The following is a 25,976-nucleotide window of genomic DNA, read 5'->3' as shown; positions in this document are numbered from 1 at the left end:
CCAAGGCGAGCGGCGAGGCGACTCGCCGCCCGTTCCGCCTCAGGCAGTGGCGGCGGCCAGCGCCTGATCCAGGTCGGCGATGATGTCCGCGGCGTCCTCGATGCCGATCGACAGCCGCACCACGTCCGGGCCGGCCCCGGCGGCAATCTTCTGCTCGTCCGTCAGCTGGCTGTGCGTGGTCGAGGCGGAATGGATCACCAGCGAGCGCGAGTCGCCCAGATTCGCCACGTGGCTGAACAGCTTGAGGTTGTCGACCAGCTTCACCGCCGCGTCATAGCCGCCCCTGATCGCAAAGGTGAACAGTGCCCCCGCCCCCTTGGGATAGACCCGCCGCGCCGTCGCGTTCCAGGGCGACGACGCCAGGCCCGCATAGGTGACCGAGGTGACGCGCGGATCCTTCTCCAGCCATTCCGCGACCTTCTGCGCATTCTCGACATGGCGCGCCATGCGCAGGCCCAGCGTCTCGATGCCCATCAGCGTGTAATGCGCGGCCTGCGGGTTCATGGTCATGCCCAGGTCGCGCAGCCCGATGGCGATGCCGTGGAAGGTATAGGCCAGCGCACCGAAGGTCTCGTGGAACCTCAGCCCGTGATAGGCGGGCTCGGGTTCCGACAGGCTGGGGAACTTGCCCGAGGCCGACCAGTCGAACTTGCCCGAATCCACGATCACGCCGCCCGTCACCGTGCCGTTGCCGGTCATGTATTTGGTCAGGCTGTGGACGACCAGCGTCGCGCCCATCTCGATGGGCTTGCACAGGAAGGGCGTGGCCAAGGTGTTGTCGACGATCAGCGGCAGGCCGGCCTCGTCCGCAACCTTCGCGACCGCCGGGATATCGGTGACATAGCCGCCGGGATTGCTGATCGATTCACAGAAGATGGCGCGGGTGTCGTCGTCGATGGCGGCGCGCAGCGCGTCGAGATCGTCCAGGTCGACGAATTTGCACGACCAGCCGAAGCGCCTGATGGTCTGGCTGAACTGGGTGATGGTGCCGCCGTAAAGCCGGGTCGAGGCGATGATGGTCCGCCCCGGTCCCATCAGCGGGAACAGCGCCATGATCTGCGCCGCATGGCCCGAGGAGCAGCAGACCGCGCCGGCCCCGCCCTCCAGCCCGGCCACGCGCGCCTGCAGCGCCGCGACGGTCGGGTTGGTCAGGCGGGAATAGATATAGCCGACCTCCTGCAGGCCGAAGAGCCGCGCGGCATGGGCGGCGTCCTTGAAGACAAAGGCGGTGGTCTGATAGATCGGTACCTGCCGCGCCCCGGTCGCCGGGTCGGGCGCGCTGCCTGCATGGATGGCGGTGGTGTCGAAACCCCAATTCTCGGACATGGAAACTCTCCCCTGGTTCGGGGCAGAGACTAGGCGCAAGCCATGGCGGAAATCCACGGAAATCGGCGCCAGGCCGCGCGGAAAGAAACACCATGATGTCGCAGGAAATCCCTGGAGAAAAACTGTTTTCCAGAATGCTTTCCCAAGGAAAGCCTTCCATCTCGCCAGCGTCTTTCCTGGCCCGGCATGCGCGGCTTCAGGACCTCCGGCACCGCTGCGGGGACCGTCTCCAGCCCTTCTTTCTTGCCCAAATATCCTGGGGGAGTCCCGCAGGGACGGGGGCAACGCCCCCTCTCGCCCGGCACGGACCGCCAGCGGATGCCATGCCCCTCAGGGCTGACGCCGCGACCATGCGCAACCGCTTGATATGCAAGGGAAATATGGTGCGGTCGAGAAGACTCGAACTTCCACTCCGGTTAAGGAACAGCGACCTCAACGCTGCGCGTCTACCAATTCCGCCACGACCGCACGTCCGTAGGCCCGCGTCTCATAGACGCTTGCGCGGCGGATGAAAAGGGCATTTTTTCGCCCGCCGCGGGTTTCTTTTCACTCGGCCGCGACCGCCGCCTGCGGGGTGTAGTTCAGGATCGGCGCCAGCCAGCGTTCCGCCTCGCGCACCGACATGCCCTTGCGCTCGGCATAGTCCAGCACCTGGTCGTGCTCGACCTTGGCGACGCCGAAATAATAGGCCTCGGGATGGCCGATATAGAGGCCCGAGACCGAGGCGCCGGGCCACATCGCCATCGACTCGGTCAACTCGACCCCGGTCGCCGCGGTGGCGTCGAGCAGCCGGAACAGCGTCACCTTCTCGGTATGGTCGGGCTGGGCCGGATAGCCGGGCGCCGGGCGGATGCCCTTGTAGGGCTCGGCGATCAGTTCCTCGGGGGTGAAGCTTTCCTCGGCATAGCCCCAGTATTGCCGCCGCACCCGTTCATGCATCATCTCGGCCAGCGCCTCGGCGAAGCGGTCGGCCAGCGCCTGCACCAGGATGGCCGAGAAATCGTCATGCGCGGCCTTGAACCGGTCGGCGATCTGCTGCTCCTCGCCGCCGGCCGTCACGACGAAACCGCCGACATAGTCGCGGATGCCCTCGGGGGCGACGAAATCGGCCAGCGCCACGTTCGGGCGGCCGTCGCGCTTGCTCACCTGCTGGCGCAGGGTGTGCAGGGTCGCCAGCGGGGCGGCGCGATCCTCGCCGGTGAACAGCCGGATGTCGTCGCCGACCCGGTTCGCCGGCCAGAAGCCGACGACTGCGCGCGGGCGGAACCATTGCTCGTCGATGATGCGCTGCAGCATGGCCTGCGCATCGGCAAAGAGCTGCCGCGCCACCGCGCCCTGCTTCTCGTCCTCAAGGATGCGTGGATAGACCCCCTTCAGCTCCCAGGTCTGGAAGAACGGCGTCCAGTCGATATAGCGGGCGATCTCGGCCAGGTCGAAATCCTCGATCACCCGCGGGCCCAGGAATTCCGGCGTCCTGGCCTCGAACCCCGACCAGTCGATCCGCAGCGCATTGCCGCGGGCGGCTGCCAGCGGCAGGCGCTTCTTGTCCGCCTCGGCCCGGGCGTGCTTGTTGGCCACGTCCATGTATTCGCTGCGGATCGTCTCGACATAGGCATTTTTCTGGCCGGACAGCAGGCTGCCCACCACCCCCACCGCGCGGCTGGCGTCGGTGACATAGACCGCCTGGCCCCTGGCATAGCGCGGATGGATCTTGACCGCGGTATGCACGCGCGACGTGGTGGCCCCACCGATCAGCAGCGGGATGTCGAAGCCCTCGCGCTCCATTTCGCTGGCGACATGCACCATCTCGTCCAGCGAGGGGGTGATGAGGCCGGACAGGCCGATGATGTCCACCTTCTCGGCCTTGGCGGTTTCCAGGATCCTGGTCGCCGGCACCATCACGCCCAGGTCGATGATCTCGTAATTGTTGCAGGCCAGCACGACGCCGACGATGTTCTTGCCGATGTCGTGCACGTCGCCCTTGACCGTCGCCATCAGCACCTTGCCGGCGCTGGAGGAACCGCCCGCGCCGCCCGCCGCCGCCCTCTCGGCCTCCATATGGGGCAGCAGATGCGCCACGGCCTGCTTCATCACCCGGGCCGATTTCACCACCTGCGGCAGGAACATCTTGCCCGAGCCGAAAAGATCGCCCACGACGTTCATGCCCGCCATCAGCGGCCCCTCGATCACGTGCAGCGGGCGCTCGGCCTTCAGCCGCGCCTCCTCGGTATCCTCGTCGATATATTCGGTGATGCCGTTGACCAGGGCGTGTTCCAGCCGCTTCTCGACCGGCCAGCTGCGCCAGGTCAGGTCCTTTTCGCGCGCCTTGGCGCCGCCTTCGCCGCGGAAGCGCTCGGCGATCTCCAGCATGTTCTCGGTCGCGGTGCCGCCGGCCCTGGGCTTGCGGTTCAGCACCACGTCCTCGCAGGCCTCGCGCAGGCCCGGGTCGATCTGGTCATAGACCGCCAGCTGGCCGGCATTGACGATGCCCATGTCCATCCCCGCCTGGATGGCGTGATAGAGGAACACGGCATGCATCGCCTCGCGCACCGGCTCGTTGCCGCGGAAGCTGAAGCTGAGGTTCGAGACCCCGCCCGAGACATGCACATGCGGCAGGGACTGGGTGATGCGCCGGGTCGCGCCGATGAAATCGAGCCCGTAATTGTCATGCTCCTCGATGCCCGTCGCCACCGCGAAGATGTTCGGGTCGAAGATGATGTCCTCGGGCGGGAAACCGACCTCGTTCACCAGCAGGTCATAGGCGCGCGCGCAGATCTCGACCTTGCGGTTCTCGGTATCGGCCTGCCCGGTCTCGTCGAAGGCCATCACCACCACGGCGGCGCCGTAGCGCCGGCAAAGCCGGGCCTGGGCCAGGAAGCTCTCCTCGCCCTCCTTGAGGCTGATCGAGTTCACGATGGCCTTGCCCTGGACGCATTTCAGCCCGGCCTCGATCACCTCCCATTTCGAGCTGTCGACCATCACCGGCACGCGGGCGATGTCCGGCTCGGCCGCGATCAGGTTCAGGTAGTCGATCATCGCCTGCTTCGAATCGATCAGCCCCTCGTCCATGTTGACGTCGATGATCTGGGCGCCGTTCTCGACCTGGTCGCGGGCCACGTCCAGCGCCGCGGCATAGTCGCCGTTGGTGATCAGCTTGCGGAATTTCGCGGACCCCGTGACGTTCGTGCGCTCGCCCACGTTGACGAAGGGAATGTCGTCGGTCTTGACGAAGGGCTCCAGCCCCGACAGGCGCAGGCGCGGCTCGATCTCGGGGATCGCGCGCGGCGGCAGGTCGGCCACGGCGCGGGCGATGGCGGCGATATGCTCGGGGGTCGAGCCGCAGCAGCCGCCGACCACGTTCACCAGCCCCTCGCGGGCGAATTCGGCGACCTGCGCCGCCATCTCCTCGGGCGATTCGTCGTATTGGCCCATCTCGTTCGGCAGGCCGGCATTGGGATAGGCGCAGATCAGCGTGTCGGCGACGCCGGAAAGCTCGGCCAGATGCGGGCGCATGGCTGCGGCGCCGAGCGCGCAGTTCAGCCCGATGGTGACCGGTGCGGCATGGCGCATGGAATACCAGAAGGCGGTCGGGGTCTGACCCGACAGCGTGCGCCCCGACAGGTCGGTGATGGTGCCCGAGATCATCACCGGCAGGCGCTGGCCCTTCTCCTCGAACACCTCCTCGCAGGCAAAGATCGCGGCCTTGGCGTTCAGCGTGTCGAAGATGGTCTCGATCAGGATCAGGTCGGCGCCGCCGTCGACCAGCCCGCGCAGCTGCTCGGCATAGGCGATGCGCAGATCGTCGAAGGTGACGGCGCGATAGCCGGGATTGTTCACGTCCGGGCTGATGGAGGCGGTGCGGTTGGTCGGCCCCAGCGCGCCGGCAACCCAGCGCGGCCGGCCGTCCTCGGCCGTGGCGCGGTCCAGCGCCCGGCGGGCGATGCGGGCACCGTGGAGGTTCAGATCGTAAACCGCGGATTCCATGCCGTAATCGGCCTGCGCGATAGTCGTGGACGAGAAGGTGTTGGTCTCGACGATATCGGCGCCCGCCTTGGCATAGCGGTAATGGATCTCCTCGATCGCCTTGGGCTGGGTCAGGTTCAACAGGTCATTGTTGCCCTGCTGCGGATGCTCGCCCGGCGCGGGCGGATGGCAGCCGCAGGCGCAGCCGCCGCCATGGCCGCGGAAATCGTCTTCCTTCAGGCCAAGCTGCTGGATCTGCGTCCCCATCGCGCCGTCGAGGATCAGGATACGGTCACGCGCAGCCGCGCGCAGGGCGTCGAAGACGGGGGAAAGGGGCAAGGTCATGTGTCGGTCCGCGCGTTTCATTGAATGTGCTGTATAGCCACAGTTCTTCCGTTAGTGAAATTCAACATCTGCAGAATGATCATGCACGGGATTCATCATCGGATGCTCGTGCTTCTTTCTTGCGGAAATATCCTCGGGGGTGTGGGGGCAGACAGCCCCCACCGCGACGGCCCGGCCGGGACCGACCGCGCCCCCCTTGCGATGGCCCCTCGCCCGGACTATCTCGCCGCTCATGACCGAATGGATCACCGCCCCCGGCCTGACCGATTACCGCGAAGCCACAGCCTTCATGGAGGCGCGCGCTGCCGCCATCGCCGAGGGCCGGGCGGGCGAGCTGGTCTGGCTGGTCGAGCATCCGCCGCTCTACACCGCCGGCACCTCGGCTCGTGCCACCGACCTGCTGGAGGCGCGCTTCCCGGTGCACGAGACCGGGCGGGGCGGGCAATATACCTATCACGGGCCCGGCCAGCGCGTCGTCTATGTCATGCTGGACCTGAACCGCCGCGGCCGCGACGTGCGCGCCTTCGTCAAGGCGCTGGAGGCCTGGGTCATCGACGCGCTGGCCGAGTTCAACCTGAAGGGCGAGATCCGCGACGGCCGGGTCGGCGTCTGGATCGCCCGGCCCGACAAGGCGCCCCTGCCCGACGGCTCCATGCGCGAGGACAAGATCGCCGCCATCGGCGTCAAGCTGCGCAAATGGGTCAGCTTCCACGGCATCGCCATCAACGTGGAGCCGGAGCTGAGCCATTATGCCGGCATCGTGCCCTGCGGCATCCAGGGGCACGGCGTGACCAGCCTGGTCGACATGGGCCTGCCGGTCGGCATGGGCGATCTGGACGACGCCCTGCGCCGCACCTTCCCGCGGAACTTCCCGCCGCTCGCCGGCTGATTTTCGCCCTGCGACATATTCACCCTTGCCGGTTCTGCGACCTTTTTCCGGTATTCCGCCGGCTTGACGCATGATAGCCCTGTCTGGCGGGAAGCGGAGAGGTCCGACCCCGGAGGAGAACGATACCCAGAGGAAACGCGATGAAGATCAGCATCTACGCCACTCTCGCCGCAATCAGCCTCGCCCTGCCTGCCGCCGCCCAGGATGCGGGCGACCCGGCCAAGGGCGAGAACGAGTTCAAGAAATGCAAGGCCTGCCACATGGTCCAGGCCCCGGACGGCACCGACATCGTCAAGGGCGGCAAGACCGGGCCGAACCTCTACGGCGTGGTCGGGCGCCAGGCCGGCACCGAAGAAGGCTTCAAATATTCCGAGGCGCTGATCAAGCTGGGCGAGGCCGGCGAGGTCTGGACCACCGAGGACCTGGCCGGCTACATCACCGACCCGAACAAATATGTCGAGGAAAAGGTGGGCGACAAGTCGCTCAAGACCAAGATGACCTTCAAGCTCGCGAAGAACCAGGCCGATATCGTGGCCTTCCTCGCGCAGCATTCGCCCGATGCGGGGGGCGAGGCAGGCGCCGAGGCGGAACCGGCCGAAGCCGAAGCGAACTGACGCCTTCGCCGCCGCGAAGGCCCGGCAATCACGCCCCCGGCGCGCCGCAAAAGCGCACGGGGGCGTGTTTTTTACTGCTTTCCGCGCATTGCGAGGGGTAGGATTGTGGTCTAGAACCAACGTGAGTCCGCCGGCCCCCGCGCCGGCCAGCCGCATGTCTAGGGAGTCCACGCATGGCAGACGCAGCCGTTCACGGCCACGGTGACCATCATGACACCCGCGGGTTCTTCACCCGCTGGTTCATGTCAACAAACCACAAGGATATCGGTATCCTGTACCTGTTCACGGCCGGCGTCGTCGGCCTGATCTCGGTATGCTTCACCGTCTACATGCGGATGGAGCTGCAGCATCCCGGCGTGCAATACATGTGCCTCGAAGGCGCCCGCTTCATCGCCGACGCCTCGGCGGAATGCACCCCGAACGGCCATCTGTGGAACGTCATGATCACCTATCACGGCGTGCTCATGATGTTCTTCGTCGTCATCCCGGCCCTGTTCGGCGGTTTCGGCAACTATTTCATGCCGCTGCATATCGGCGCCCCGGACATGGCCTTCCCGCGGCTGAACAACCTCTCCTACTGGATGTATGTCTGCGGCGTCGCGCTGGGGATCGCCTCGCTTCTGGCGCCGGGCGGCTCGGACCAGCCGGGCTCGGGCGTGGGCTGGGTGCTCTACCCGCCGCTCTCGACCACCGAGTCGGGCTATTCCATGGACCTAGCGATCTTTGCCGTCCACGTCTCGGGCGCCAGCTCGATCCTGGGCGCGATCAACATCATCACCACCTTCCTGAACATGCGCGCCCCCGGCATGACGCTGTTCAAGGTGCCGCTGTTCGCCTGGTCGGTCTTCATCACTGCCTGGCTGATCCTGCTGTCGCTGCCGGTGCTGGCCGGCGCGATCACCATGCTGCTGATGGACCGCAACTTCGGCACGCATTTCTTTGACCCCGCGGGCGGCGGCGACCCGGTGCTCTATCAGCACATCCTGTGGTTCTTCGGCCATCCCGAGGTCTATATCATCATCCTGCCCGGCTTCGGCATCATCAGCCACGTGATCTCGACCTTCGCGCGCAAGCCGATCTTCGGCTACCTGCCGATGGTCCTGGCCATGGCCGCGATCGGTATCCTGGGCTTCGTGGTCTGGGCGCACCACATGTATACGGCCGGCATGTCGCTGACCCAGCAGGCCTATTTCATGCTGGCGACCATGACCATCGCCGTGCCGACCGGCATCAAGGTCTTTTCGTGGATCGCCACCATGTGGGGCGGCTCGATCGAGTTCAAGACGCCGATGCTCTGGGCCTTCGGCTTCCTGTTCCTGTTCACCGTCGGCGGCGTGACCGGCGTGGTGCTGAGCCAGGCGCCGCTGGACCGGGTCTATCACGACACCTATTACGTCGTGGCCCACTTCCACTATGTGATGTCGCTGGGCGCGGTCTTCGGCATCTTCGCCGGGGTCTATTACTGGATCGGCAAGATGTCGGGCCGGCAATATCCGGAATGGGCGGGCCAGCTGCATTTCTGGATGATGTTCATCGGCTCGAACCTGATCTTCTTCCCGCAGCACTTCCTGGGCCGCCAGGGCATGCCGCGGCGCTATATCGACTATCCGGTCGAGTTCGCCTACTGGAACAACATCTCGTCGATCGGCGCCTATATCTCCTTCGCCTCCTTCCTGTTCTTCATCGGCATCGTGTTCTACACGCTCTTCGCCGGCAAGCGCGTCAACGTGCCGAACTACTGGAACGAGCATGCCGACACGCTGGAATGGACCCTGCCCTCGCCGCCGCCCGAGCACACCTTCGAGCAGCTGCCGAAGCGCGAGGACTGGGATCGCGCGCACGCGCACTGATCCGATGCCCTATGCATGGCATGATACGGCCCCGGAGGATTCCGGGGCCGTTTCCTATCGGCTGGAAGTCTGGCCGCATCGCTCGTTGCCGCGGCGCGGCTTCGTCTGGGTGATCGGCCTGACCGCCGCCGGGCTGGCGCTGCCCCTGCTGGCGGTGGTCGGTACCACGGTGCTGTGGGGGCTGCTGCCCTTTGCCGCGCTGGCGGTCTGGGGGCTGTGGCACGCCATCCGGCGCAGCTATGGCACCGCGCATGAGGTGATGCTGCTCGACCGCGACCGGCTCATCCTGACCCGCAGCGATCCGGGACGCGAGGACCGGATCTGGCGGACCAACCCCTATTGGGTGCGCGCGAGCCTGCGGCCGGGCGGGCCGGTCGAGGATTACCTGGTGCTGACCGACGGCAAGCGCGAGGTCGAGCTGGGCGCCTTCCTCTCGCCCGAAGAACGGCTGGCCTTACGGGACGAACTGGAGCGGCGGCTGGCCGGGTTGCGGGGCTAGCATCGCGCTTGGGCCAAGGCGCTCGGGCGGATCGATGGCAGGACCATCCATATGCGCCAGCATATCGGCCGCCTGCGAATGACTCGTCTTTCGGCTATCGGCGGGCCATGCGGTGGCGCAACAAGTCCGGAATATATGCGCTTGGGCGCGCGCCCTGTCATTGACGCGCCTTGCAAATAGAAACCGCCCGGGGATCTTCCCGGGCGGACATCCGTTCAGGTGCAGATCGGATGCACCGGGCGGTCAGAACCGGAAACCTGCCAGGATCTGCGTGCTTTCGCCGGTCGCGCGCAGGCCGATGGTGAAGCTTTGCATGGACAGGGTCACGACCGCGCCGAAGTTGCCCTTGTAGTCGGTATCCGGTTCCGCATCTGCATAGCACTGATAGCCGAGATAGGAATCGGGACAATCCGCGAAGGATTCCCGCGCCCCAAGCAAAAGCGCCGCATCCGCGCGGAAACGCCCGTTATCCATCACATTGCCGCCGATCAGGAAGTTATACGATGTCGCCTGTTTCGGCCGGTCGTTCATTCCCCAGGTCGAATCGAGCATGGTTCCCTCGCGACCGATATCAAAGCCGAGAATCAGTTTGCTGTCGGCCCGCTGATGCATGAAGCCAATCGAAAACGGCGTGTCGTCGTTTTCCAGCGGAGCATCGCCGTCGGCGCGTCCCGCCCCGATATAGAAGGTGTTGCGCAGGGCCGATCCCCGCTGGCCGTAATCGTCTTGCGCATGGGCAAAACCCGCGGAAATGGCAAGCGGCAGGCAAAGGCACAGAATTCCAGAAATCTTCATATTGCTACTCATTGTCTTCACGAAGGCGGCTTTCCCCTAGCAGAGAAAATTCCACGGAAGAACCGGACATTTCGCGCAATTCTTCGCAATTTTTAACGGCATAGGACGGATTTCCCGCGCGGGGATGCAACCAGATGAAAAAAGGCCCGCGCGCGGCGGGCCTTTCTTCCTGGGGCGGCTGGGGAGGAGGTCAGCCGTCCACCCGGATCACCTTGTTTTCGGGGTCGTAGGGGCTGTCCTCGGTCACCACCGCGTCCCACAGCTGGCGCTGCATGCGCAGCTTGAGCCGGGTGCCCGGCTCGGCCAGATCGGGGCGGACATAGCCCATGCCGATGGACTTGCCGAAGGCCGCCGACCAGCCGCCCGAGGTCAGCCGCCCGATCTTCTCGGTCCCCTCCGGGGTGTAAAGCGCCTCGCGGCCCCAGGGGTCGGCATCGTCCGGCCCGTCGATCAGCAGCGTCACGCATTTCGAGCGGATGCCCTTCGCCAGCATCGCCTGCTTGCCGTTGAATTCCTTGTCCAGATCGACGAAGCGGTCCAGGCCCGCCTCGAGCGGCGTCGCGTCGCGGCCCAGTTCGGTGCCGAAGGCGCGATAGGATTTCTCCTGGCGCAGCCAGTTCTGGGCGCGGGCGCCGACCAGCTTCAGCCCGTGCTTCTCGCCCGCCGCGACCAGCTGGTCCCAGAGATAGCGGCCGAACTCGATCGGGTGATGCAACTCCCAGCCCAGCTCGCCGGTATAGGCGACGCGGATGGCGCGGACGGGGCACATGCCCAGCTCGATATTGCGCATCGACAGCCAGGGGAAACGCTTGTTGCCCAGCACCGTCGCGGGGTCGGCGTCGCGCACCAGCTCCTTGAGGATGGCGCGGCTGTTCGGCCCGGCGAGGGCGAAGACGCCCCATTGCGTGGTGACGTCCTGCACGATCACCTGGCCGAATTCGCCCTCCATCTCCTCGGCCATCTTGCGCAGGTGGTCGCCGTCGTAATCCGCCCAGGCACCGGCCGAAATCAGGTAGTAGTCGTCCTCGGCCAGCCGCACGATGGTGTATTCGGTCCGCGTCGTGCCGGCCTCGGTCAGCGCATAGGTCAGGTTGATGCGGCCGACCTTTGGCAGCTTGTTGGTGGTGAACCAGTCGAGGAAGGCCGTCGCACCCTTGCCATGGACGCGATGCTTGGCGAAGGCCGAGGCGTCGATCAGCCCGGCGGCACCCCGGATCGCCTCGGCCTCGGCCTTCGCATATTGCCACCAGCCGCCGCGGCGGAAGCTGCGGCTGGCATGGTCGTCGAAACCGTCGGGCGCGTAATAGTTCGGCCGCTCCCAGCCGTTCACCTGGCCGAATTGCGCGCCGGCTTCCTTCTGCCGGTCATAGGCGGGCGCGGTGCGCAGCGGGCGGCAGGCTTCGCGCTCCTCGTCGGGGTGGTGCAGGACGAAGACGTGCTCATAGGATTCCTCGTTCTTGCGCGCGGCGTATTCGGTGGTCATCCAGCCGCCGAAGCGACGGGGATCGAGGCTCGCCATGTCGATCTCGGCCTCGCCCGCGGTCATCATCTGCGCCAGGTAATGGCCGGTGCCGCCGGCGGCGGTGATGCCGAAGCTGAAGCCCTCGGCCAGCCACATGTTGCGCAGGCCGGGCGCCGGGCCGACCAGCGGGTTGCCGTCGGGCGTGTAGCAGATCGGACCGTTGAAATCGTCCTTGAGGCCCACGGTTTCCGAGGTGGGAAGCCGGTGGATCATCGACATGTATTCCTCTTCGATCCGCTCCAGATCCAGCGGGAACAGGTCGGCGCGGAAGCTTTCCGGCACGTCGTAGAGGAAGCGCGCCGGGGCATTGCGCTCATAGGGGCCCAGGATCCAGCCGCCGCGTTCCTCGCGGACATACCATTTGGCGTCCGCATCGCGCAGCACCGGGTGCTCGGGGTTGCCCTCGGCGCGCCATTTGACCAGCGCCGGGTCGGGCTCGGTCACGATATACTGGTGCTCGACCGGGATGGCGGGGATCTTGATGCCCAGCAGCCGCGCGGTGCGCTGCGCATGGTTGCCGGTCGCGGTCACGACATGTTCGGCGCGGATCTCGAACTGCTCGCCCGAGGGGACCAGGTTGCCGCCCTTCTCGACCATCTTCTCGCAGGTGACGATCCATTCCTCGCCGGTCCATCGGTAGCCGTTGACCTGGATCTTGCGCTCGATGCTGGCGCCCGCCATGCGCGCGGCTCGCGCCATGGCCTGGGTGACGTCGGCGGGGTTGATATAGCCGTCGGTCGGGTGGAACAGCGCGCCCTTCAGGTCCTCGGTGCGGACGAGCGGCCAGCGGTCCTTGATCTGCTGGGGGGTCAGGAATTCATGCTCGATGCCCACCGTCTCGGCGGTGGCGGAATAGAGCATGTATTCGTCCATCCGCGCATCGGTCTGCGCCATGCGCAGGTTGCCGCAGCGGGTAAAGCCGGCGTTCAGCCCGGTCTCGGCCTCGAGCCCGGCATAGAGCTTGACCGAATAGTCGTGAATATGGCTGGTCGCATAGCCCATGTTGAACAGCGGCAGCAGGCCCGCGGCATGCCAGGTCGAGCCCGCCGTCAGCTCGTCCCGCTCGACCAGCATCGTCTCCCAGCCCGCACGCGCCAGATGCAGCGCGATGCCGCAGCCGACGGCGCCGCCTCCGACCACAAGGGCCTTCACATGGGTTTTCATCGCAAGCGACTCCTTATTCCGCGCATGGGCTACCTGTGCCGATTAGAGCCCGAACCGCGCGCCGGGCCCGCATTCCCGGCGACATGTTCTTGGCAAAAAACGACATGGCGCATCCGGGCGGTCCGGGAAAGCAAACGCCCCGGAAAACCGGGGCGCATCGTCACAGCATCGAGGGCACCACCAAGTCTGGCGGCCGGTGGCCGTCGGCAAAGGTCTTGATGTTGATGATGACCTTCTCGCCCATCTCGATGCGGCCCTCGATGGTGGCCGAGCCCATATGCGGCAGCAGCACGACATTGGGCAGCTCGCGCAGCCGCGGGTTGATCTCGTGCCCATGCTCGAAAACGTCGAGGCCGGCGCCGGCGATCTCGCCCGTGCGCAGCATCCGGGTCAGGGCGTTCTCGTCGATCACCTCGCCGCGCGAGGTGTTGATGACCACGGCCGAGGGCTTGAGCAGCTTCAGCCGCCGCGCATTCAGCAGGTGGAAGGTCGAGGGCGTATGCGGCGCGTTCACCGAGATGATGTCCATGCGCGCCAGCATCTGGTCCAGGCTTTCCCAATAGGTGGCCTGCAGCTCGGCCTCGATCTCGGGGCGCAGGCGGCGGCGGTTGTGGTAATGCACCTGCATGCCGAAGACATTGGCGCGCCGCGCCACCGCCTGGCCGATACGTCCCATGCCGAGGATGCCCAGGCGCCGGCCGCCCAGCCGCCCGCCCAGATGCGCGGTCGGCGACCAGCCCTTCCAGCGGCCGGCCTGCATCTCGGCCATGCCCTCGGGCAGGCGGCGGGTCACGCCCAGGATCAGCGCCATGACCACATCCGCCGTGTCCTCGGTCACCACGCCGGGCGTGTTGGTGACCAGGATGCCGCGCTGGCGGGCGGAATGGACGTCGATATGGTCCACGCCGGCGCCGTAATTGGCGATCAGCTTCAGCTTCTCGCCCGCCTGGGCCAGCATGGCGGCGTCGATATGGTCCGTCACCGTCGGCACCAGCACGTCCGAGACGCGCATGGCAGCGACCAGCTCGTCGCGACTCATCTTGCGGTCGTCGGCGTTCAGCGACACGTCGAAAAGCTCGGACATCCGGGTCTCGACCGCCTCGGGCAGGCGGCGGGTCACGGTAACTTTAAGGCGCGAGCGGGTCGGATCGGTCGCTTGGACGGCTGGCATGGTCGCTCCTCTCTTCCAAAGCCGGGCGGCTTTTGGCAAAGTGCCCGCGATGCGGGGCAGGCACAAGACCCCGAACAAGCAGGACGGGCAGATGAAGCAAGGACAGGCCTGGCTCGGCGCCGCGATATTGGCGGCGGCGACGTGTCTCGGGGCGGCAACGCTGGCGCAAACCACCGATCCGGGCGAGAACCTGGACGCCAGGCAGGTGCCCGGGGTTTCCGCCGATGCGGCGATCAGTCGCCATCAGGACGGCAAGCGCGACCCCAACCGCGGGTCGGTGACCAACCTGCCGCTGCCGCGCTATGTCAGCCTGAAGGGCGGCGAGGGCAATGCCCGGCGCGGCCCCAGCCTGTCGCATCGCATCGACTGGGTGTTCCGCCATGCCGGCATGCCGCTGCGCGTGGTGGCCGAGTTCGGCCATTGGCGCCGGGTCGAGGATCAGGACGGCGCCGGCGGCTGGGTGCATTATTCGCTGCTGTCGGGCGTGCGCACCGCCATCGTGACCAAGGACATGCTGGATCTGCTGGCGCGGCCCGATCCGCGCGGCAACGTGGTGGCGCGGGCCGAGGCGGGGGCGATCGTGCGGCTGCATGAATGCACCGTCGACTGGTGCCGGGTCTCGGGCGGCGGCGAAAAGGGCTGGGTGCCCAAGACCGCGATCTGGGGCGTGGACGCGGACGAGATCCGCGACTGACCGGGCCGCGGACCGCCGCCGCTCAGCCGGCCTTGCGGATCACCACATGCCCCAGCGAGATGCGCATCCAGTCGAAACGCGAGGCGCGCGGCGTGCCGGTGCCGAAACTCGGATGGGTCATGTCCTCGGCCCCGCATTCGTCGACCAGTTCCTTGACGAAACCGACCATGCCGCGGTCGTGGCCGTGGAAGCGCCGCCGCACCAGATTCCAGCGCATCCAGCCGGTCGCCTTGCGCAGCGGATAGACCGCCTGCACCAGCCCCGATTTGTGCAGCCGGTCAAGCAGCCTTTCATGGGCGGAAAGCTCCGGCGGGTGGGGGCGATAATGCTTCCCGTCCGGATATTGCGGCCAATATCCGGTGCCCCAATCCTCGATGAAATAATATCCGCCCGGCTTGAGGTGGTTTTCAAAGAGATGCCAGAAACAGATGCGGGACAATTGCCCGACATGCGAGGCGTCGTCGATGATGATGTCGAAACCCTCGGGCGCACGCTCGGCCGCGATGCGGTCCAGCAGCGCCTTGTCCTGCTGCTCGCCGACATAGCAGCGCACCCGGCCGCTGTCGAAACGGGCGTCGCAGGGATTGATGTCCAACCCGGTGATTTCGGCATGGGGCAGCCAGGTTTCCCAGTATTTCAGCGAATCGCCGCGGGCAATGCCCAATTCCATGAATCTCAGCGGCTGATGCCTGAGAGGGCCGATATATCTTTCGTAATTCACGAAATAATGCTCGAGCCCCATCTTGTCGATCGGCACCTCGTCGACACTTTTCATCGAGACCACGTTGGAAACCGCCATGTCTTTCCCCTGTTGACCGATTGCCGGGAATTCTCCTCACGTCTGCTCGGGGAAAGGATAGGGTGCGCGCGGCCGGCCCAGCAAGGAATTCGCGTCCTCCTGCCGGAATATACGGGCCGACACCGCCTTATCCGCGTCGGGGGCCGTGGCGGCGCCCCTTGCGGTTGCAAGATCGGCGCAAGGAAGGCCGCCCCGCGGGGGGGGCGGCCGGTCGAGAGGCCGCGAACGACCTTACATCGTCTGGCCGACCAGCGAATCGCTGCTGGCGGTGGCCCGCATGCATTGGTGATAGGTCAGGGTGATCGAATCCTCGGTCAGCCGCAGCACGCCGGGCCGGAGCTGCAGGTCGACGACCCGGTTGCCGCCGCTCGGCGAGCCGTCGCAGGACAGCGTCACGCGGGTGCGGTTCACCTGCTGTTCGGAATTCGCCACGGTGCAGGTCGAACCCGGGAAGATGAACTTGTTGCCGTCGATCACCAGGCTCTTGTCGCTGGCGACGTCGCCGCAATTCGATTCCAGCAGGTTGTAGGTGCCGTTCAGCGCATTGCTCTGCGCGATTGGGCCTGGCGTGGGTTCGGGATTGGCGGGGGCGGTCTGGTCGCAGGCCGCGACGATGCCCAGCGTGGCCACCGCGGCCACGGCGAAAAGCGGTTTGCGGAAAATCATGGTGGTCTCCCTTGTTGTCAGCCGGTCTCGGCCAGAAGGCCGCGTCCTTTCAACAAAGCGTGAACCCCCGGTTTTCGTTCCCTGAATTTCAACCAAAGTTCGTCGGCCGGCAAAGAATCGCCTTTGGAAAGAATCCATTGCTCCAGCCGCCGCGCGGTTTCCGGGTCGAAGGCGTCGCCCTTTTCCAGGAAAGCCTCGAAAGCGTCCGCATCCATCACCTCGGACCACATGTAGCTGTAATAGCCGGCGCTGTAGCCGTCGCCGGAAAACACATGCGCGAAATGCGGCGTGGCGTGGCGCATCGGAACAGCCGCGGGCGCGCCCAGATCGGCCAGCACCTCGGCCTGCCGCGCCATGGGGTCGGCAGGCGGCGCGCCGCGATGGAAGGCCAGATCGACCAGCGCGCTTTCCAGATATTCGGTCGTGGCGAAACCCTGATCGGCATTGCGCGCCGCCAGGATGCGGTCGCGCAGATCGGCAGGCAGCGGCGCGCCGGTCTCGGCATGGCGGGCGTGGCGGTCCAGCACCTCGGGCTGTTCCAGCCAATGCTCGAACAGCTGGCTGGGCAATTCGACGAAATCCCGCGCGACCGAGGTGCCCGACATCGAGGGCCAGGTCACGTCCGACAGGATGTGATGCAGCGCGTGGCCGAATTCGTGGAACAGCGTATGCGCATCGTCCCAGGACAGATAGGCCGGCTGGCCATCCGCCTCGGGCGGGGTGAAGTTGCAGATATTGGTGACGATGGGGCGCTGCCCGCCGCCGATCTTGTGCTGCTGCTGCAGCGAGGAACACCAGGCGCCCGAACGCTTGCTGGGCCGGGCGAAGTAATCGCCGACGAAGACGGCGAGGCGCCGGCCGTCGCGCGTCACCTCCCAGGCCCGAGCCTCGGGCGACCAGAGCGGCGCCTCGAACTCGCGCATCTCGATGCCGAACAGCCGCTGGGCCGTGTCGAAGACCGCGCCGAGCATGGCCTCCAGCGTCAGGTAGGGCTTGACCTCGGCCTCGTCCAGATCGTGCTCGGCCTTGCGCCGCCGCTCGGCGTAGAAGCGCCAGTCCCAGGGCTCCAGCGCGCCGTTCACCCCGTCCTCGCGCAGCATCTCGGTCAGCCGGGCGGCATCGGCCTCGACCCGGGCCCTGGCGGCGGCCCAGACCTCGGTCAGCAGCGCCTCGACGTTTTCGGCCGTCTTCGCCATCTCGGGCTCCAGCTTGTAGCTGGCGAAATCCGCATAGCCCAGAAGCCGGGCGCGCTCGTGGCGCAATTGCAGGATCTCGGCGGCGATGGGGCGGTTGTCCGTCGCGGCCCCGCCCGCGCCCTGGCCGGAACCGCGCGCGGTCCAGGCCCGCCAGGCAGCCTCGCGCAGGGCGCGTTCCTCGGAATATTCCAGGAAGGGCACGATCAGCGAGCGGTTCAGCGTCACCACCTGCCCCGGCATCCCGCGTTCGCGCGCCGCCGCCCGCATGGCGCGGACCAGCCAGTCCGGCAGGCCGGCCAGCTGGTCGTCGGCCATGGCCATGACGAAGTCGCGCTCGTCCGTCAGCACGTTCTGGGCGAATTCGGTGGACAGCACCGCCAGCCGTTCGCGGATCGCCATCATGCGCTCGCGCGCCGCGCCGGTCAGGCCCGCGCCGGCCCGGCGCAGCCCGCGCAGGGTCAGCTCGGTCAGGCGGCGGTCCTCGGGCGACAGCTCGTCGGCATCCTGCATCACCGCCTCGACCCGGTCGAACAGCCGCGGGTCCATGCTGACCTTGCTGCCATGCGCGGCCAGACGCGGGGCGATCCGGCGCTGCAGATCCTCGCGCGCCGGGTTGGAATCCACCCCGGTCAGGGTGAAGAAGACGGCGCAAAGCCGGTTCAGCGGCTCCTCGGCGGTTTCAAGCGCGGCGACGGTATTGCCGAAGCTGGGCGGCTCGGGATTGGCGGCGATGGCCTCGACCGCCTCTTCGGCCAGTTTCAGGCAGGCATCGAAGGCCGGGTCGAAATCCTCGTCGCGGATCAGGTCGAAACGCGGCAGGCCCAGGGGGCCGGTCCAATGCGTCAGTTCGGGGTTCATGCGAGCCTCCTTTTCCGGTTGGCCGCGAGTGTTTCAGCCTGCGCGGAAATGTCCAGAGCCGCAGGTCGGGCAATCGGCGCGTCGCGCGATCTTCATCAGCCGATTCTCGCCATAGAGCCCGTCAAAGATCAGCATGCGGCCGCGCAGGGGCTCGCCGCTGCCTGCGATCAGCTTGACCGCCTCCAGCGCCATCAGGCTGCCAACGACGCCCGGCAACGGCCCGACGACGCCCGCCTCGGCGCAGGCCGGCGCGAGGCCCGGCGCCGGCGCCTGGGGGAAGATGCAGGTCATGCAGGGGGCGCCGTTGCTGGGATCCCAGACCGTCACCTGCCCCTCCCATTGCGCGATGGCGCCGGCCACCAGCGGCACGCCCGCCGCGACGCAGGCCGCGTTCACCGCGACCCGCGAGGCGAATGTGTCGGTGCCGTCCAGCACCAAGTCGTGCTCGGCGACCAGTGCGGCATCCGCTTCGGTGATGCGGCGGTTCAGCGCCGCGACCGCGACATGCGGATTCAGCGCCAGCATCGCATCGCGCGCCGCCTCGGCCTTGGGACGGCCGTCGTCGGCGCTGCGGAAGATCACCTGCCGCTGTAGGTTCGACAGGCCGACGCGATCGTCGTCGGCGACGGTGATCCGCCCGACGCCGGCCGCCGCCAGATACAGGCAGACCGGCGCCCCCAGCCCACCCGCGCCGACGACCAGCACGCGGGCGCGCTTCAGCGCCGCCTGTCCCGGCCCGCCCAGCTCGCGCAGCACGATATGGCGGGCATAGCGGTCCAGTTCAGGATCGGACAGCGGGCCGGATTGCGGGGGCGGTTGCGGGGATTCGGGCAGGGGGACGGCGCGGCGATGCAGTTGCCGCAGCAGCAGGCGATAGCCCAGCACCAGCGCCACCACGCCGCCGCTCAGCGCCCAGAGACGGGCATCGCCGCCGACCAGGCGCGCGGCCGCGCTGCCGGGCGCCAGCACCAGGGCCGCGATGGCCGCCAGCCACAGCGCCGCCACGCCGGCCCAGCCGCGCCAGTCCGGCCAGCCGAGCAGGCGCGCCGCGACCAGCACGGCGAGCATGAGGGCAAGGATCAGCACAGGCTCAGGCCCGCCCGGTCGAGCCGAAGCCGCCTTCGCCGCGCGCGGTCTCCTCCAGCGCCTCGGCCGCGACCCAGGCGGCTCGGGTCACCGGGGCGACGACGGCCTGGGCGATGCGCTCGCCATGGTGGACGGTATAGGGCAGCGGGCCGAGGTTGATCATGATCACTCCCAGCGGCCCGCGATAGTCGCTGTCGATGGTGCCGGGGGTGTTGGGCAGGGTCACCCCGTGCTTCAGCGCCAGGCTGGAGCGCGGGCGGACCTGCATCTCGTAGCCTTCGGGGATCTGCACGCGCAGGCCGGTCGGCACCAGTCGGATCTGGCCGGGATCGAGCACCAGCTCGCCCCCGCCCAGATCGGCGCGCAGGTCGGCACCGGCCGCGCCCGGGGTCTGGTATTCGGGAAGGGGCAGCGCCGGGTCGGCGCCCGGTTCGCGCAGAACCAGAATCGTCACCTCGGCAGCCATCCCAGAGCCCCCTTATTTCGGCGAGATCATCATGATCATCTGGCGCCCTTCCAGCTTGGGCATCGATTCGACCTTGCCCGCCTCGCCGATATCGGCGGCGACGCGGTTCAGAAGCTCGAGCCCCAATTGCTGGTGCGCCATTTCGCGGCCCCGGAAGCGCAGGGTGATCTTGACCTTGTCGCCCTCGGCCAGGAACTTCATCACCGAGCGCATCTTGACGTCGTAATCATGGGTATCGGTCCCGGGACGGAACTTGATCTCCTTGATCTCGATGATCTTCTGCTTCTTGCGGGCCTCGGCCTCGCGCTTTTGCTGTTCATACTTGAACTTGCCCAGGTCCATGATCTTGCAGACCGGGGGCGTGGCATTCGGCGAGATCTCGACAAGATCCAGCCCGGCTTCCTGTGCAAGCTCCAGACCGCGGGCGGGTGTCACGACACCGATATTCTCGCCTTCGGGACCGATCAGGCGGATTTCGGCGACTCGGATGCGCTCGTTGACGCGGGGGCCGGTGTCACGGGGGGGCGGAGCGTTATGCGGTCTGCGGGCTATGGCTGTCTTCCTTGTATTGCCGGGGTTTCGCGCGGTTAAATAGTCCTGCGCAGGCGCATTTTCAACCGGATTCGATGGGGCGGAGCAAGGTTTGCCGACCCCCGCCCCAGTTTCGCGCGTCGGTTGACCCGCGCCCCCGCGTCCGGCCCGCGCCGGCGCCGCCGGGACGCTTTTCCCCCCTGCAACGGCATGGCATAGAGGGCGTGAGGCGCCGCAGCCCTGACGGAGAAACCGATGCAGAAAATCCTGGCCGTGATCGTGATTCTTGCCCTGGCGCTTGGCGGGCTTTGGCTCTGGAACGGCGGCCACCTGGCCCGGCCGACCGCAACCGCGCCCGAAGCGCCGCCGCCCGCGCCCGAGCAGAGCGCTGCGCAGGACAAGGCCAATGCCGCTGCCGATGCCGCTGCCGACGCGGCAGCCATCGCCACCGATGCGGCGGCCGAGGCCTCGGCTGCGGCCGAGCAGGCGGCAGTCGGCCCAGCCGGCTCTGCCGCCGAGCAGGCCGAGGCCGCAGCCGAAGCGGCCATCGCCGCCGCCGACCGCGCCGCGGATGCCGCGGCCACCGCCAGCGCCACGCCGGAACAGGCCGAGGCCGCAGCCATCGCCGCCGGGACCGCCGCCCGCGAGGCCGCCATGGCCACGCGCGAGGCCGGCAGCGCCGCCGGCGAGGCGGCCGGGATCGACGCCGCCCTGACCCCGCAGGGCTTCGACGCCGCCCGTGTGCGCGCCATCATCGACGCATCGGCGCTCTCGGACGAACGCAAGGCGGCGCTGGCCGCCCTGCTGGACCGCGCCGCCCAGGAGGACCCGGCGGCGCTGGCGCAGGCGCTTGAGCAGATCAGGGCCGCCCTGCCATGAGCTTTCCCGGCCTGGACGATTTCCTCAGAAGCGCGCGCGACAGGCTGGCCAAGGGGCCGATCGCGCTTTTGCTGGTCGAGGACGAGGCGGTCCTGCAGCAGACGCTGGCGCATCACCTCAAGGCCGGGTTCAAGCTGATCCTGGCGCTGTCGCCCGAACCGCTGCCCGCCCATGCCATCCCCGACGGCGGCGGCGAAAGGATCGTCAACCTGCGCCACGATTCCCGGCGCGGACGTGCCCATGTCGCGGCGGTCAATGCGCTGATCGAGGCGGCGCCGATCGATACCTGGCTTTACTATGGCTATAATGCGGAATTCCTGTTCTATCCGTTTTCGGAAAGCCGCACCGTGGGCGAGATGCTGGCCTTTCACGCCGAAGAGCGCCGGCGGGCCATGCTGACCTATGTCGTCGACCTCTACGCCCCGGACCTGGAGCGTTTCCCCGACGCGGTCAGCCTGAACGAGGCGATGTTCGACCGCACCGGCTATTACGCGCTCGGCCGCACGGACCGCGAGGGCCGGCACAAGGAGCGGCAGCTGGACTTCCACGGCGGGCTGCGCTGGCGGTTCGAGGAGCACATGCCGCCCGACCGCCGCCGCATCGACCGGATCGCGCTGTTCCGCAGCCAGCCCGGGCTGCGGCTGCTGCCCGACCATCGCTTCAACGTCGAGGAATACAACACCTATGCCTGCCCCTGGCACAACAACCTGACGGCGGCCATCGCGTCCTTCCGGGTGGCCAAGGCGCTGGCGAAGAACCCCGGCTCGCGCGGGCATATCCAGACCTTCCGCTGGCGGAACTCGCATCCCTTCCGCTGGAATTCGCAACAGCTGATGGACCTGGGCCTGATGGAGCCGGGCCAGTGGTTCTAGACCCCGCCTGGCTGACCCGGCGCGAGGCCCGCCGCCGCCCCGCCGACGATTTCCGCGACGAGGGCGACGTGGATTATGCCCGCGTCATCCATTCCGCCGGGTTTCGCCGGCTGCAGGGCAAGACGCAGATCCTGAACCTGGGCGACAGCGATTTCTACCGCACCCGCCTGACCCATTCGCTGGAGGTGGCGCAGATCGCCGGCGGGCTGGTCCAGCAATTGCAGGGGACATTCCCCCACCATCCCGCCACGGCCGCCCTGCCCGGCCGCAGCATGATCCAGGCCATCGCCTGCGCGCATGACCTGGGCCATCCGCCCTTCGGCCATGGCGGCGAGGTGGCGCTGAACTGGTGCATGCGCGATGCCGGCGGCTTCGAGGGCAACGGCCAGACCCTGCGCCTGCTGGCGCAACCGGCCGATGCGGCGCCCGAGCCCGGCGTGAACCTGACGCGCCGCAGCCTGCTGGGGGTGCTGAAATATCCCGCAAGCTGGTCGCGGCTGCAGAACCCGGCGCTGCGCCCGCGCCTGCACGACACGCTCTCGGTGCTGCGCAGCATCGACGCGGCGGCCTCGACGCCGCCGAAATGCCATCTCGACGGCGAGACGGGCGTGGTGGACTGGATCCTTGCCCCGCTCGTCCCCGAGGACCGGCTGCGCTTTGTCGCGGTCCGGCCGCGGGCCGGCGGCCATGCCGCGACGCTGCACAAGTCGCTGGATTGCAGCATCATGGATGTGGCCGACGACATCGCCTATGGCGTCCACGACCTCGAGGACGCCGTCGCGCTGGGGCTGGTCTCGGCCGAGGAATTCCGCGCCGCGGTGACGCCGGAACTCGCCGACGCCTTCGACCATGGCGGATTGATGGCGCAGCTGTTCGGCCCGCCTGCGGCCCGCAAGAGCTGCATCGGCGCGCTGGTGCATCATTTCATCGGCGCCGTCCGCTTCCGCGAGGAGCCCGGCTTCCGCGAGCCGCTGCTGCGCCATCGCGTCGAGCTGGCCGAGACGCCGCGCCGCCTCCTGGGTGCGCTGAAGGGTTTCATCTTCGACCGGGTGATCCGCAGCGCCGGAGTGCAGCAGCTGGAATTCAAGGGCCAGGCGATGGTGGTCGAGGTCTTCGAGGCGCTGCGCTCGGACCCCGAACGGCTGCTGCCCGGCGAATGGCGGGCGCGCTTCGCCGAGGCCGAGGGCGAAAGCGGCAACGGCCTGCGCATCATCTGCGATTGCGTCGCCGCCATGACCGACACCGCCTTGCTGCGGACCTATGAGCGGCTGTTCGCGCCGCGCATGGGTTCGGTCTTCGACCGGCTCTAGGCGGCGCTGACCCGCCAGATCACGTCGCCCACGTCATCGGCCATCAGAAGCGACCTGCCGTCCGGGCCAATGGCAACGCCGACCGGGCGGCCATAGGAATATTTCTCGTCCTCGGACAGGAAGCCCCAGAGGATGTCGCGCGGCGGCCCCGAGGGGCGGCCGTCCCGGAAGGGCACGAAGATCAGCTTGTAGCCTGACAGCGTCGAGCGGTTCCAGGACCCGTGCTGGCCGATCACCATGCCGTCCGGAAAGCCCGGCAGCGTGCCCTCGGGCATCCAGCACAGGCCGAGCGACGCGGTATGCCCGCCCAGGGCGTAATCGGGGGTGAGGGCCCGGGCGACCTCGGCCGGGTCCTGCGGCACGCGGTCGTCCACGGTCCGGCCCCAATAGCAATAGGGCCAGCCGTAGAAACCGCCTTCCTGCACCGAGGTCAGGTAGTCGGGCGGCGTCTCGTCCCCCAGCCCGTCGCGCTCGTTCACCACGGTCCAGAGCGCGCCGGTCATGGGCTCCCAGGCCATGCCGACCGGGTTACGCAGACCCGAGGCGAAGATGCGGGCCTTGCCGGTTTCCAGATCCAGCTCCCAGATAGCGGCGCGGCCTTCCTCGGCCTCCATGCCTTCGTCGGCGATATTGGTCAGCGAGCCGACGCCGCAATAAAGCCGCTTGCGGTCGGGCGAGACGATCAGGCTGCGCGTCCAGTGGCCGCCGGGCTTGAACTCGACCAGCCGCCGGCCCGGCCCGTCGAGGCGGGTCGCGCCCGGCTCGTAGGCGAAGGCCACGATGCCGTCGGTATTGCCGACGAAGAAGGTGTCACCGACCAGGGCCATGCCGAAGGGCTGGCGCTGGCCTTCCAGGAAGACCTCGCGCGTTTCGGCCACGCCGTCGCCGTCGCTGTCGCGCCACAGCGTGATGCGGTTGGCGCTGGTTCCCAGCGCCCGGGCGCGGCGCATGGTGGCCTGCGCGGCGCGGTCGAGCAGCGATTTCGGCGGGCTCGCCTCTTGCAGCGCCTCGGCCACCAGCACGTCGCCATTGGGCAGCACCTCGATCCAGCGCGGATGCTGCAGTTCGCGGGCGAAGGCGTTGACGCGCAGGCCGGGCGCGGCCTTGGGCAGCTGTCCCGGCGCCCAGCCCCGCGCGGTGGGCATCTTCAGGGTCATGATGCCCTGTTTCTTCGCCTCGGGGATCGCCGGGCTGCTGCCGAAGGCGGCCGTCCGGGGTGCGCCCATGCGTCGCACCAGCACCATCGCGCCGCCCACGAATGCCGTCGCCTTCGCCAGAAAATCCATGGGTTTCCTTCCTGTTTGCGCCAACAAGGCTAGCCGCGGGACGGCAAGGGTCAATCCCCGAATGCACGTCCCGGTGGTCCGGCGGGCAAAAACCGGCTATAGGCGCGAAAAACTGGTGCCGCCATGCCCGCTCCCTTCGACAGACCGGCCTCGGTCCCGGCCTTCGCGCTTTTCGCCCTGCTGCCCGGCCTGCTACTGGCCGCGGCTTGCCTGTTCGGGGGGCCGTGGATCTGGGCGGCGCTGATCTGGATGGGCGGGGCCAGCCAGATCGTCGACACGGTGATCGCGCGCGGCTTCGCCGATCCCGGCCGCGACGAGGCACCGCCCGGGACCGACCTGCTGTCGGTGCTGCTGGCGCTGCTGCATTTCCTGCTGCTGGCGGGCGGGCTGGCCGCGCTGCTGCAGCCGGAGCTGGGCATGGCCTCGCGCATCGCCCTGTTCCTGGGGCTGGGGCTGTTCTTCGGCCAGGTCTCGAACTCGAACGCGCACGAGCTGATCCATCGCGGTTCGCGCGCGCTGTTCCGGCTGGGCGCGGCGGTCTATGTGACGCTGCTCTTCGGTCATCACAGCTCGGCGCATCGGCTGGTGCATCACCGCCATGTCGCGACGCCGCTGGACCCGAACACGGCCCGGCTGGGCGAGAGCTTCTGGCATTTCTTCCCGCGCGCCTGGGCCGGATCGTTCCGCGCCGGGCTGGCGGCCGAACGGGCGCTGTCGGCGGCCAGGCCCGGCCGGCCGAACCCCTATCTGGTCTGGATCGGCGGCGGGCTGGCCTGCTGTACGGTGGTGCTGCTGGTCTTGGGCCCTGCCGGGCTGGGCTGGTACCTGGGGCTTTGCCTTTATGCGCAGATGCAGATGATGCTGGCCGATTACGTCCAGCATTACGGGCTGGAGCGCGCCCGGCGCGCGGACGGGCGCTATGAGCCGGTCGGACCGCGCCACAGCTGGGACGCGCCGCATTTCCTGTCCTCGCTGATGATGGTGAATGCGCCGCGCCATTCCGACCACCACGCCCATCCCGGCCGCGCCTATCCGGCGCTGCGGCTGGAGCGGGCCGGGAAACCGCGGCCGATGCTGCCCTGGTCGCTGCCGGTGATGGCGGCCCTTGCCATGTGGCCGCGGATCTGGCGGCGGGTCATGGACCGGCGGGTCATGCGGATGCGGGGCTGAACGGGCAAGGGCGGCGCGGGTGGCG

At 67.8% G+C, this 25,976-nt stretch carries 21 protein-coding genes and 1 tRNA gene; 9 read left to right on the top strand and 13 right to left on the bottom strand.

All coding sequences use genetic code 11. From position 1 onward, the window contains the following. Window positions 1–39: 39 nt before the first annotated feature. The 3 genes from L632_RS0102860 to metH form a co-directional block, all read right to left on the bottom strand. Window positions 40–1,326 (bottom strand): O-acetylhomoserine aminocarboxypropyltransferase/cysteine synthase family protein, encoded by a 1,287-nt coding sequence (locus L632_RS0102860; protein WP_028712546.1) that lies wholly within the window; start codon window positions 1,324–1,326, stop codon window positions 40–42. Between the two features lie 381 nt (window positions 1,327–1,707). Next, window positions 1,708–1,794, bottom strand: a tRNA-Leu gene (locus tag L632_RS0102855). Between the two features lie 78 nt (window positions 1,795–1,872). Next, on the bottom strand, window positions 1,873–5,634 hold the full coding sequence (gene metH / locus L632_RS0102850) for a methionine synthase (protein ID WP_028712545.1): 3,762 nt from the start codon (window positions 5,632–5,634) through the stop codon (window positions 1,873–1,875). A 232-nt stretch (window positions 5,635–5,866) separates the two neighbouring features. Here metH and lipB point away from each other — a divergent pair, with 232 nt between their 5' ends. The 4 genes from lipB (at window position 5,867) to L632_RS0102830 (ending at window position 9,486) form a co-directional block, all read left to right on the top strand. Beyond that, window positions 5,867–6,523 (top strand): lipoyl(octanoyl) transferase LipB, encoded by a 657-nt coding sequence (gene lipB, locus L632_RS0102845; protein ID WP_028712544.1) that lies wholly within the window; start codon window positions 5,867–5,869, stop codon window positions 6,521–6,523. 140 nt (window positions 6,524–6,663) lie between these two features. Next, window positions 6,664–7,137 (top strand): cytochrome c family protein, encoded by a 474-nt coding sequence (locus L632_RS0102840; protein ID WP_028712543.1) that lies wholly within the window; start codon window positions 6,664–6,666, stop codon window positions 7,135–7,137. A 173-nt stretch (window positions 7,138–7,310) separates the two neighbouring features. Beyond that, window positions 7,311–8,987 carry a cytochrome c oxidase subunit I gene (gene ctaD / locus L632_RS0102835; RefSeq protein WP_028712542.1) on the top strand — a complete coding sequence of 559 codons (1,677 nt, stop codon included), beginning with the start codon at window positions 7,311–7,313 and terminating at the stop codon, window positions 8,985–8,987. A 4-nt stretch (window positions 8,988–8,991) separates the two neighbouring features. After that, a complete protein-coding gene (locus L632_RS0102830) occupies window positions 8,992–9,486 on the top strand; it encodes a DUF2244 domain-containing protein (RefSeq protein ID WP_028712541.1) in 495 nt (164 codons plus the stop codon). Between the two features lie 243 nt (window positions 9,487–9,729). On the opposite strand, the gene L632_RS22000 is transcribed toward L632_RS0102830, so the two are convergent. From L632_RS22000 to L632_RS0102815, 3 genes are all read right to left on the bottom strand, one after another. Beyond that, a complete protein-coding gene (locus L632_RS22000; RefSeq protein WP_051416188.1) occupies window positions 9,730–10,281 on the bottom strand; it encodes a hypothetical protein in 552 nt (183 codons plus the stop codon). A 190-nt stretch (window positions 10,282–10,471) separates the two neighbouring features. Further along, window positions 10,472–12,967, bottom strand: coding sequence for an FAD-dependent oxidoreductase (locus tag L632_RS0102820; protein WP_028716340.1), 2,496 nt, complete (start codon window positions 12,965–12,967; stop codon window positions 10,472–10,474). Window positions 12,968–13,127: 160 nt separating this feature from the next. Continuing rightward, window positions 13,128–14,138 carry a D-glycerate dehydrogenase gene (locus tag L632_RS0102815; RefSeq protein ID WP_036697122.1) on the bottom strand — a complete coding sequence of 337 codons (1,011 nt, stop codon included), beginning with the start codon at window positions 14,136–14,138 and terminating at the stop codon, window positions 13,128–13,130. 91 nt (window positions 14,139–14,229) lie between these two features. On the opposite strand from L632_RS0102815, the gene L632_RS0102810 reads away from it, so the two are divergent. Continuing rightward, on the top strand, window positions 14,230–14,832 hold the full coding sequence (locus tag L632_RS0102810) for an SH3 domain-containing protein (RefSeq protein WP_028712538.1): 603 nt from the start codon (window positions 14,230–14,232) through the stop codon (window positions 14,830–14,832). A 22-nt stretch (window positions 14,833–14,854) separates the two neighbouring features. Here L632_RS0102810 and L632_RS21995 read toward each other — a convergent pair whose 3' ends face one another. The 6 genes from L632_RS21995 to infC form a co-directional block, all read right to left on the bottom strand. Continuing rightward, window positions 14,855–15,631, bottom strand: a complete 777-nt coding sequence (locus tag L632_RS21995; RefSeq protein ID WP_036697119.1) for a hypothetical protein — start codon at window positions 15,629–15,631, stop codon at window positions 14,855–14,857. Between the two features lie 231 nt (window positions 15,632–15,862). Beyond that, the gene (locus tag L632_RS0102800; RefSeq protein ID WP_028712537.1) at window positions 15,863–16,297 is read right to left on the bottom strand and encodes a hypothetical protein; all 435 of its coding nucleotides are present in this window, start codon (window positions 16,295–16,297) and stop codon (window positions 15,863–15,865) included. Window positions 16,298–16,314: 17 nt separating this feature from the next. Further along, window positions 16,315–18,351: a M3 family metallopeptidase gene (locus tag L632_RS0102795; protein ID WP_028716339.1), complete on the bottom strand. Its 2,037-nt coding sequence runs from the start codon at window positions 18,349–18,351 to the stop codon at window positions 16,315–16,317. Between the two features lie 33 nt (window positions 18,352–18,384). Then, window positions 18,385–19,437, bottom strand: a complete 1,053-nt coding sequence (locus L632_RS0102790) for a molybdopterin-synthase adenylyltransferase MoeB (protein ID WP_028716338.1) — start codon at window positions 19,435–19,437, stop codon at window positions 18,385–18,387. Between the two features lie 4 nt (window positions 19,438–19,441). Then, the gene (gene dut / locus L632_RS0102785; protein ID WP_028712534.1) at window positions 19,442–19,903 is read right to left on the bottom strand and encodes a dUTP diphosphatase; all 462 of its coding nucleotides are present in this window, start codon (window positions 19,901–19,903) and stop codon (window positions 19,442–19,444) included. Window positions 19,904–19,915: 12 nt separating this feature from the next. Then, entirely contained in the window at window positions 19,916–20,455 is a 540-nt protein-coding gene (infC, locus tag L632_RS0102780; RefSeq protein WP_028712654.1) for a translation initiation factor IF-3, read from the bottom strand. 234 nt (window positions 20,456–20,689) lie between these two features. Here infC and L632_RS0102775 point away from each other — a divergent pair, with 234 nt between their 5' ends. Genes L632_RS0102775 through L632_RS0102765 form a run of 3 tightly spaced genes read left to right on the top strand, consistent with a single transcriptional unit; the run spans window position 20,690 to window position 23,495 of the window. Further along, window positions 20,690–21,313, top strand: coding sequence for a hypothetical protein (locus L632_RS0102775; RefSeq protein WP_028716337.1), 624 nt, complete (start codon window positions 20,690–20,692; stop codon window positions 21,311–21,313). Then, window positions 21,310–22,185 (top strand): glycosyltransferase family 2 protein, encoded by an 876-nt coding sequence (locus L632_RS0102770; RefSeq protein WP_028716336.1) that lies wholly within the window; start codon window positions 21,310–21,312, stop codon window positions 22,183–22,185. Before L632_RS0102775 ends, L632_RS0102770 begins: the two co-directional genes overlap by 4 nt. Further along, the gene (locus L632_RS0102765) at window positions 22,176–23,495 is read left to right on the top strand and encodes an anti-phage deoxyguanosine triphosphatase (RefSeq protein ID WP_084648051.1); all 1,320 of its coding nucleotides are present in this window, start codon (window positions 22,176–22,178) and stop codon (window positions 23,493–23,495) included. The genes L632_RS0102770 and L632_RS0102765 overlap by 10 nt, the downstream gene beginning before the upstream one ends. Here L632_RS0102765 and L632_RS0102760 read toward each other — a convergent pair. Then, on the bottom strand, window positions 23,492–24,781 hold the full coding sequence (locus tag L632_RS0102760; RefSeq protein WP_028716334.1) for a sorbosone dehydrogenase family protein: 1,290 nt from the start codon (window positions 24,779–24,781) through the stop codon (window positions 23,492–23,494). The two genes, L632_RS0102765 and L632_RS0102760, sit on opposite strands and share 4 nt — an antisense overlap. Window positions 24,782–24,904: 123 nt before the next feature. On the opposite strand from L632_RS0102760, the gene L632_RS0102755 reads away from it, so the two are divergent. Next, window positions 24,905–25,951 carry an alkane 1-monooxygenase gene (locus L632_RS0102755; protein WP_028712529.1) on the top strand — a complete coding sequence of 349 codons (1,047 nt, stop codon included), beginning with the start codon at window positions 24,905–24,907 and terminating at the stop codon, window positions 25,949–25,951. Window positions 25,952–25,976 lie beyond the last annotated feature (25 nt).

The organism is Paracoccus sp. J39 (genome assembly GCF_000518925.1).
Taxonomy (GTDB): Bacteria; Pseudomonadota; Alphaproteobacteria; order Rhodobacterales; family Rhodobacteraceae; genus Paracoccus.
Note: the sequence above shows the minus strand (reverse complement) of the source record. Positions and strands in the feature narration are given on the sequence as shown.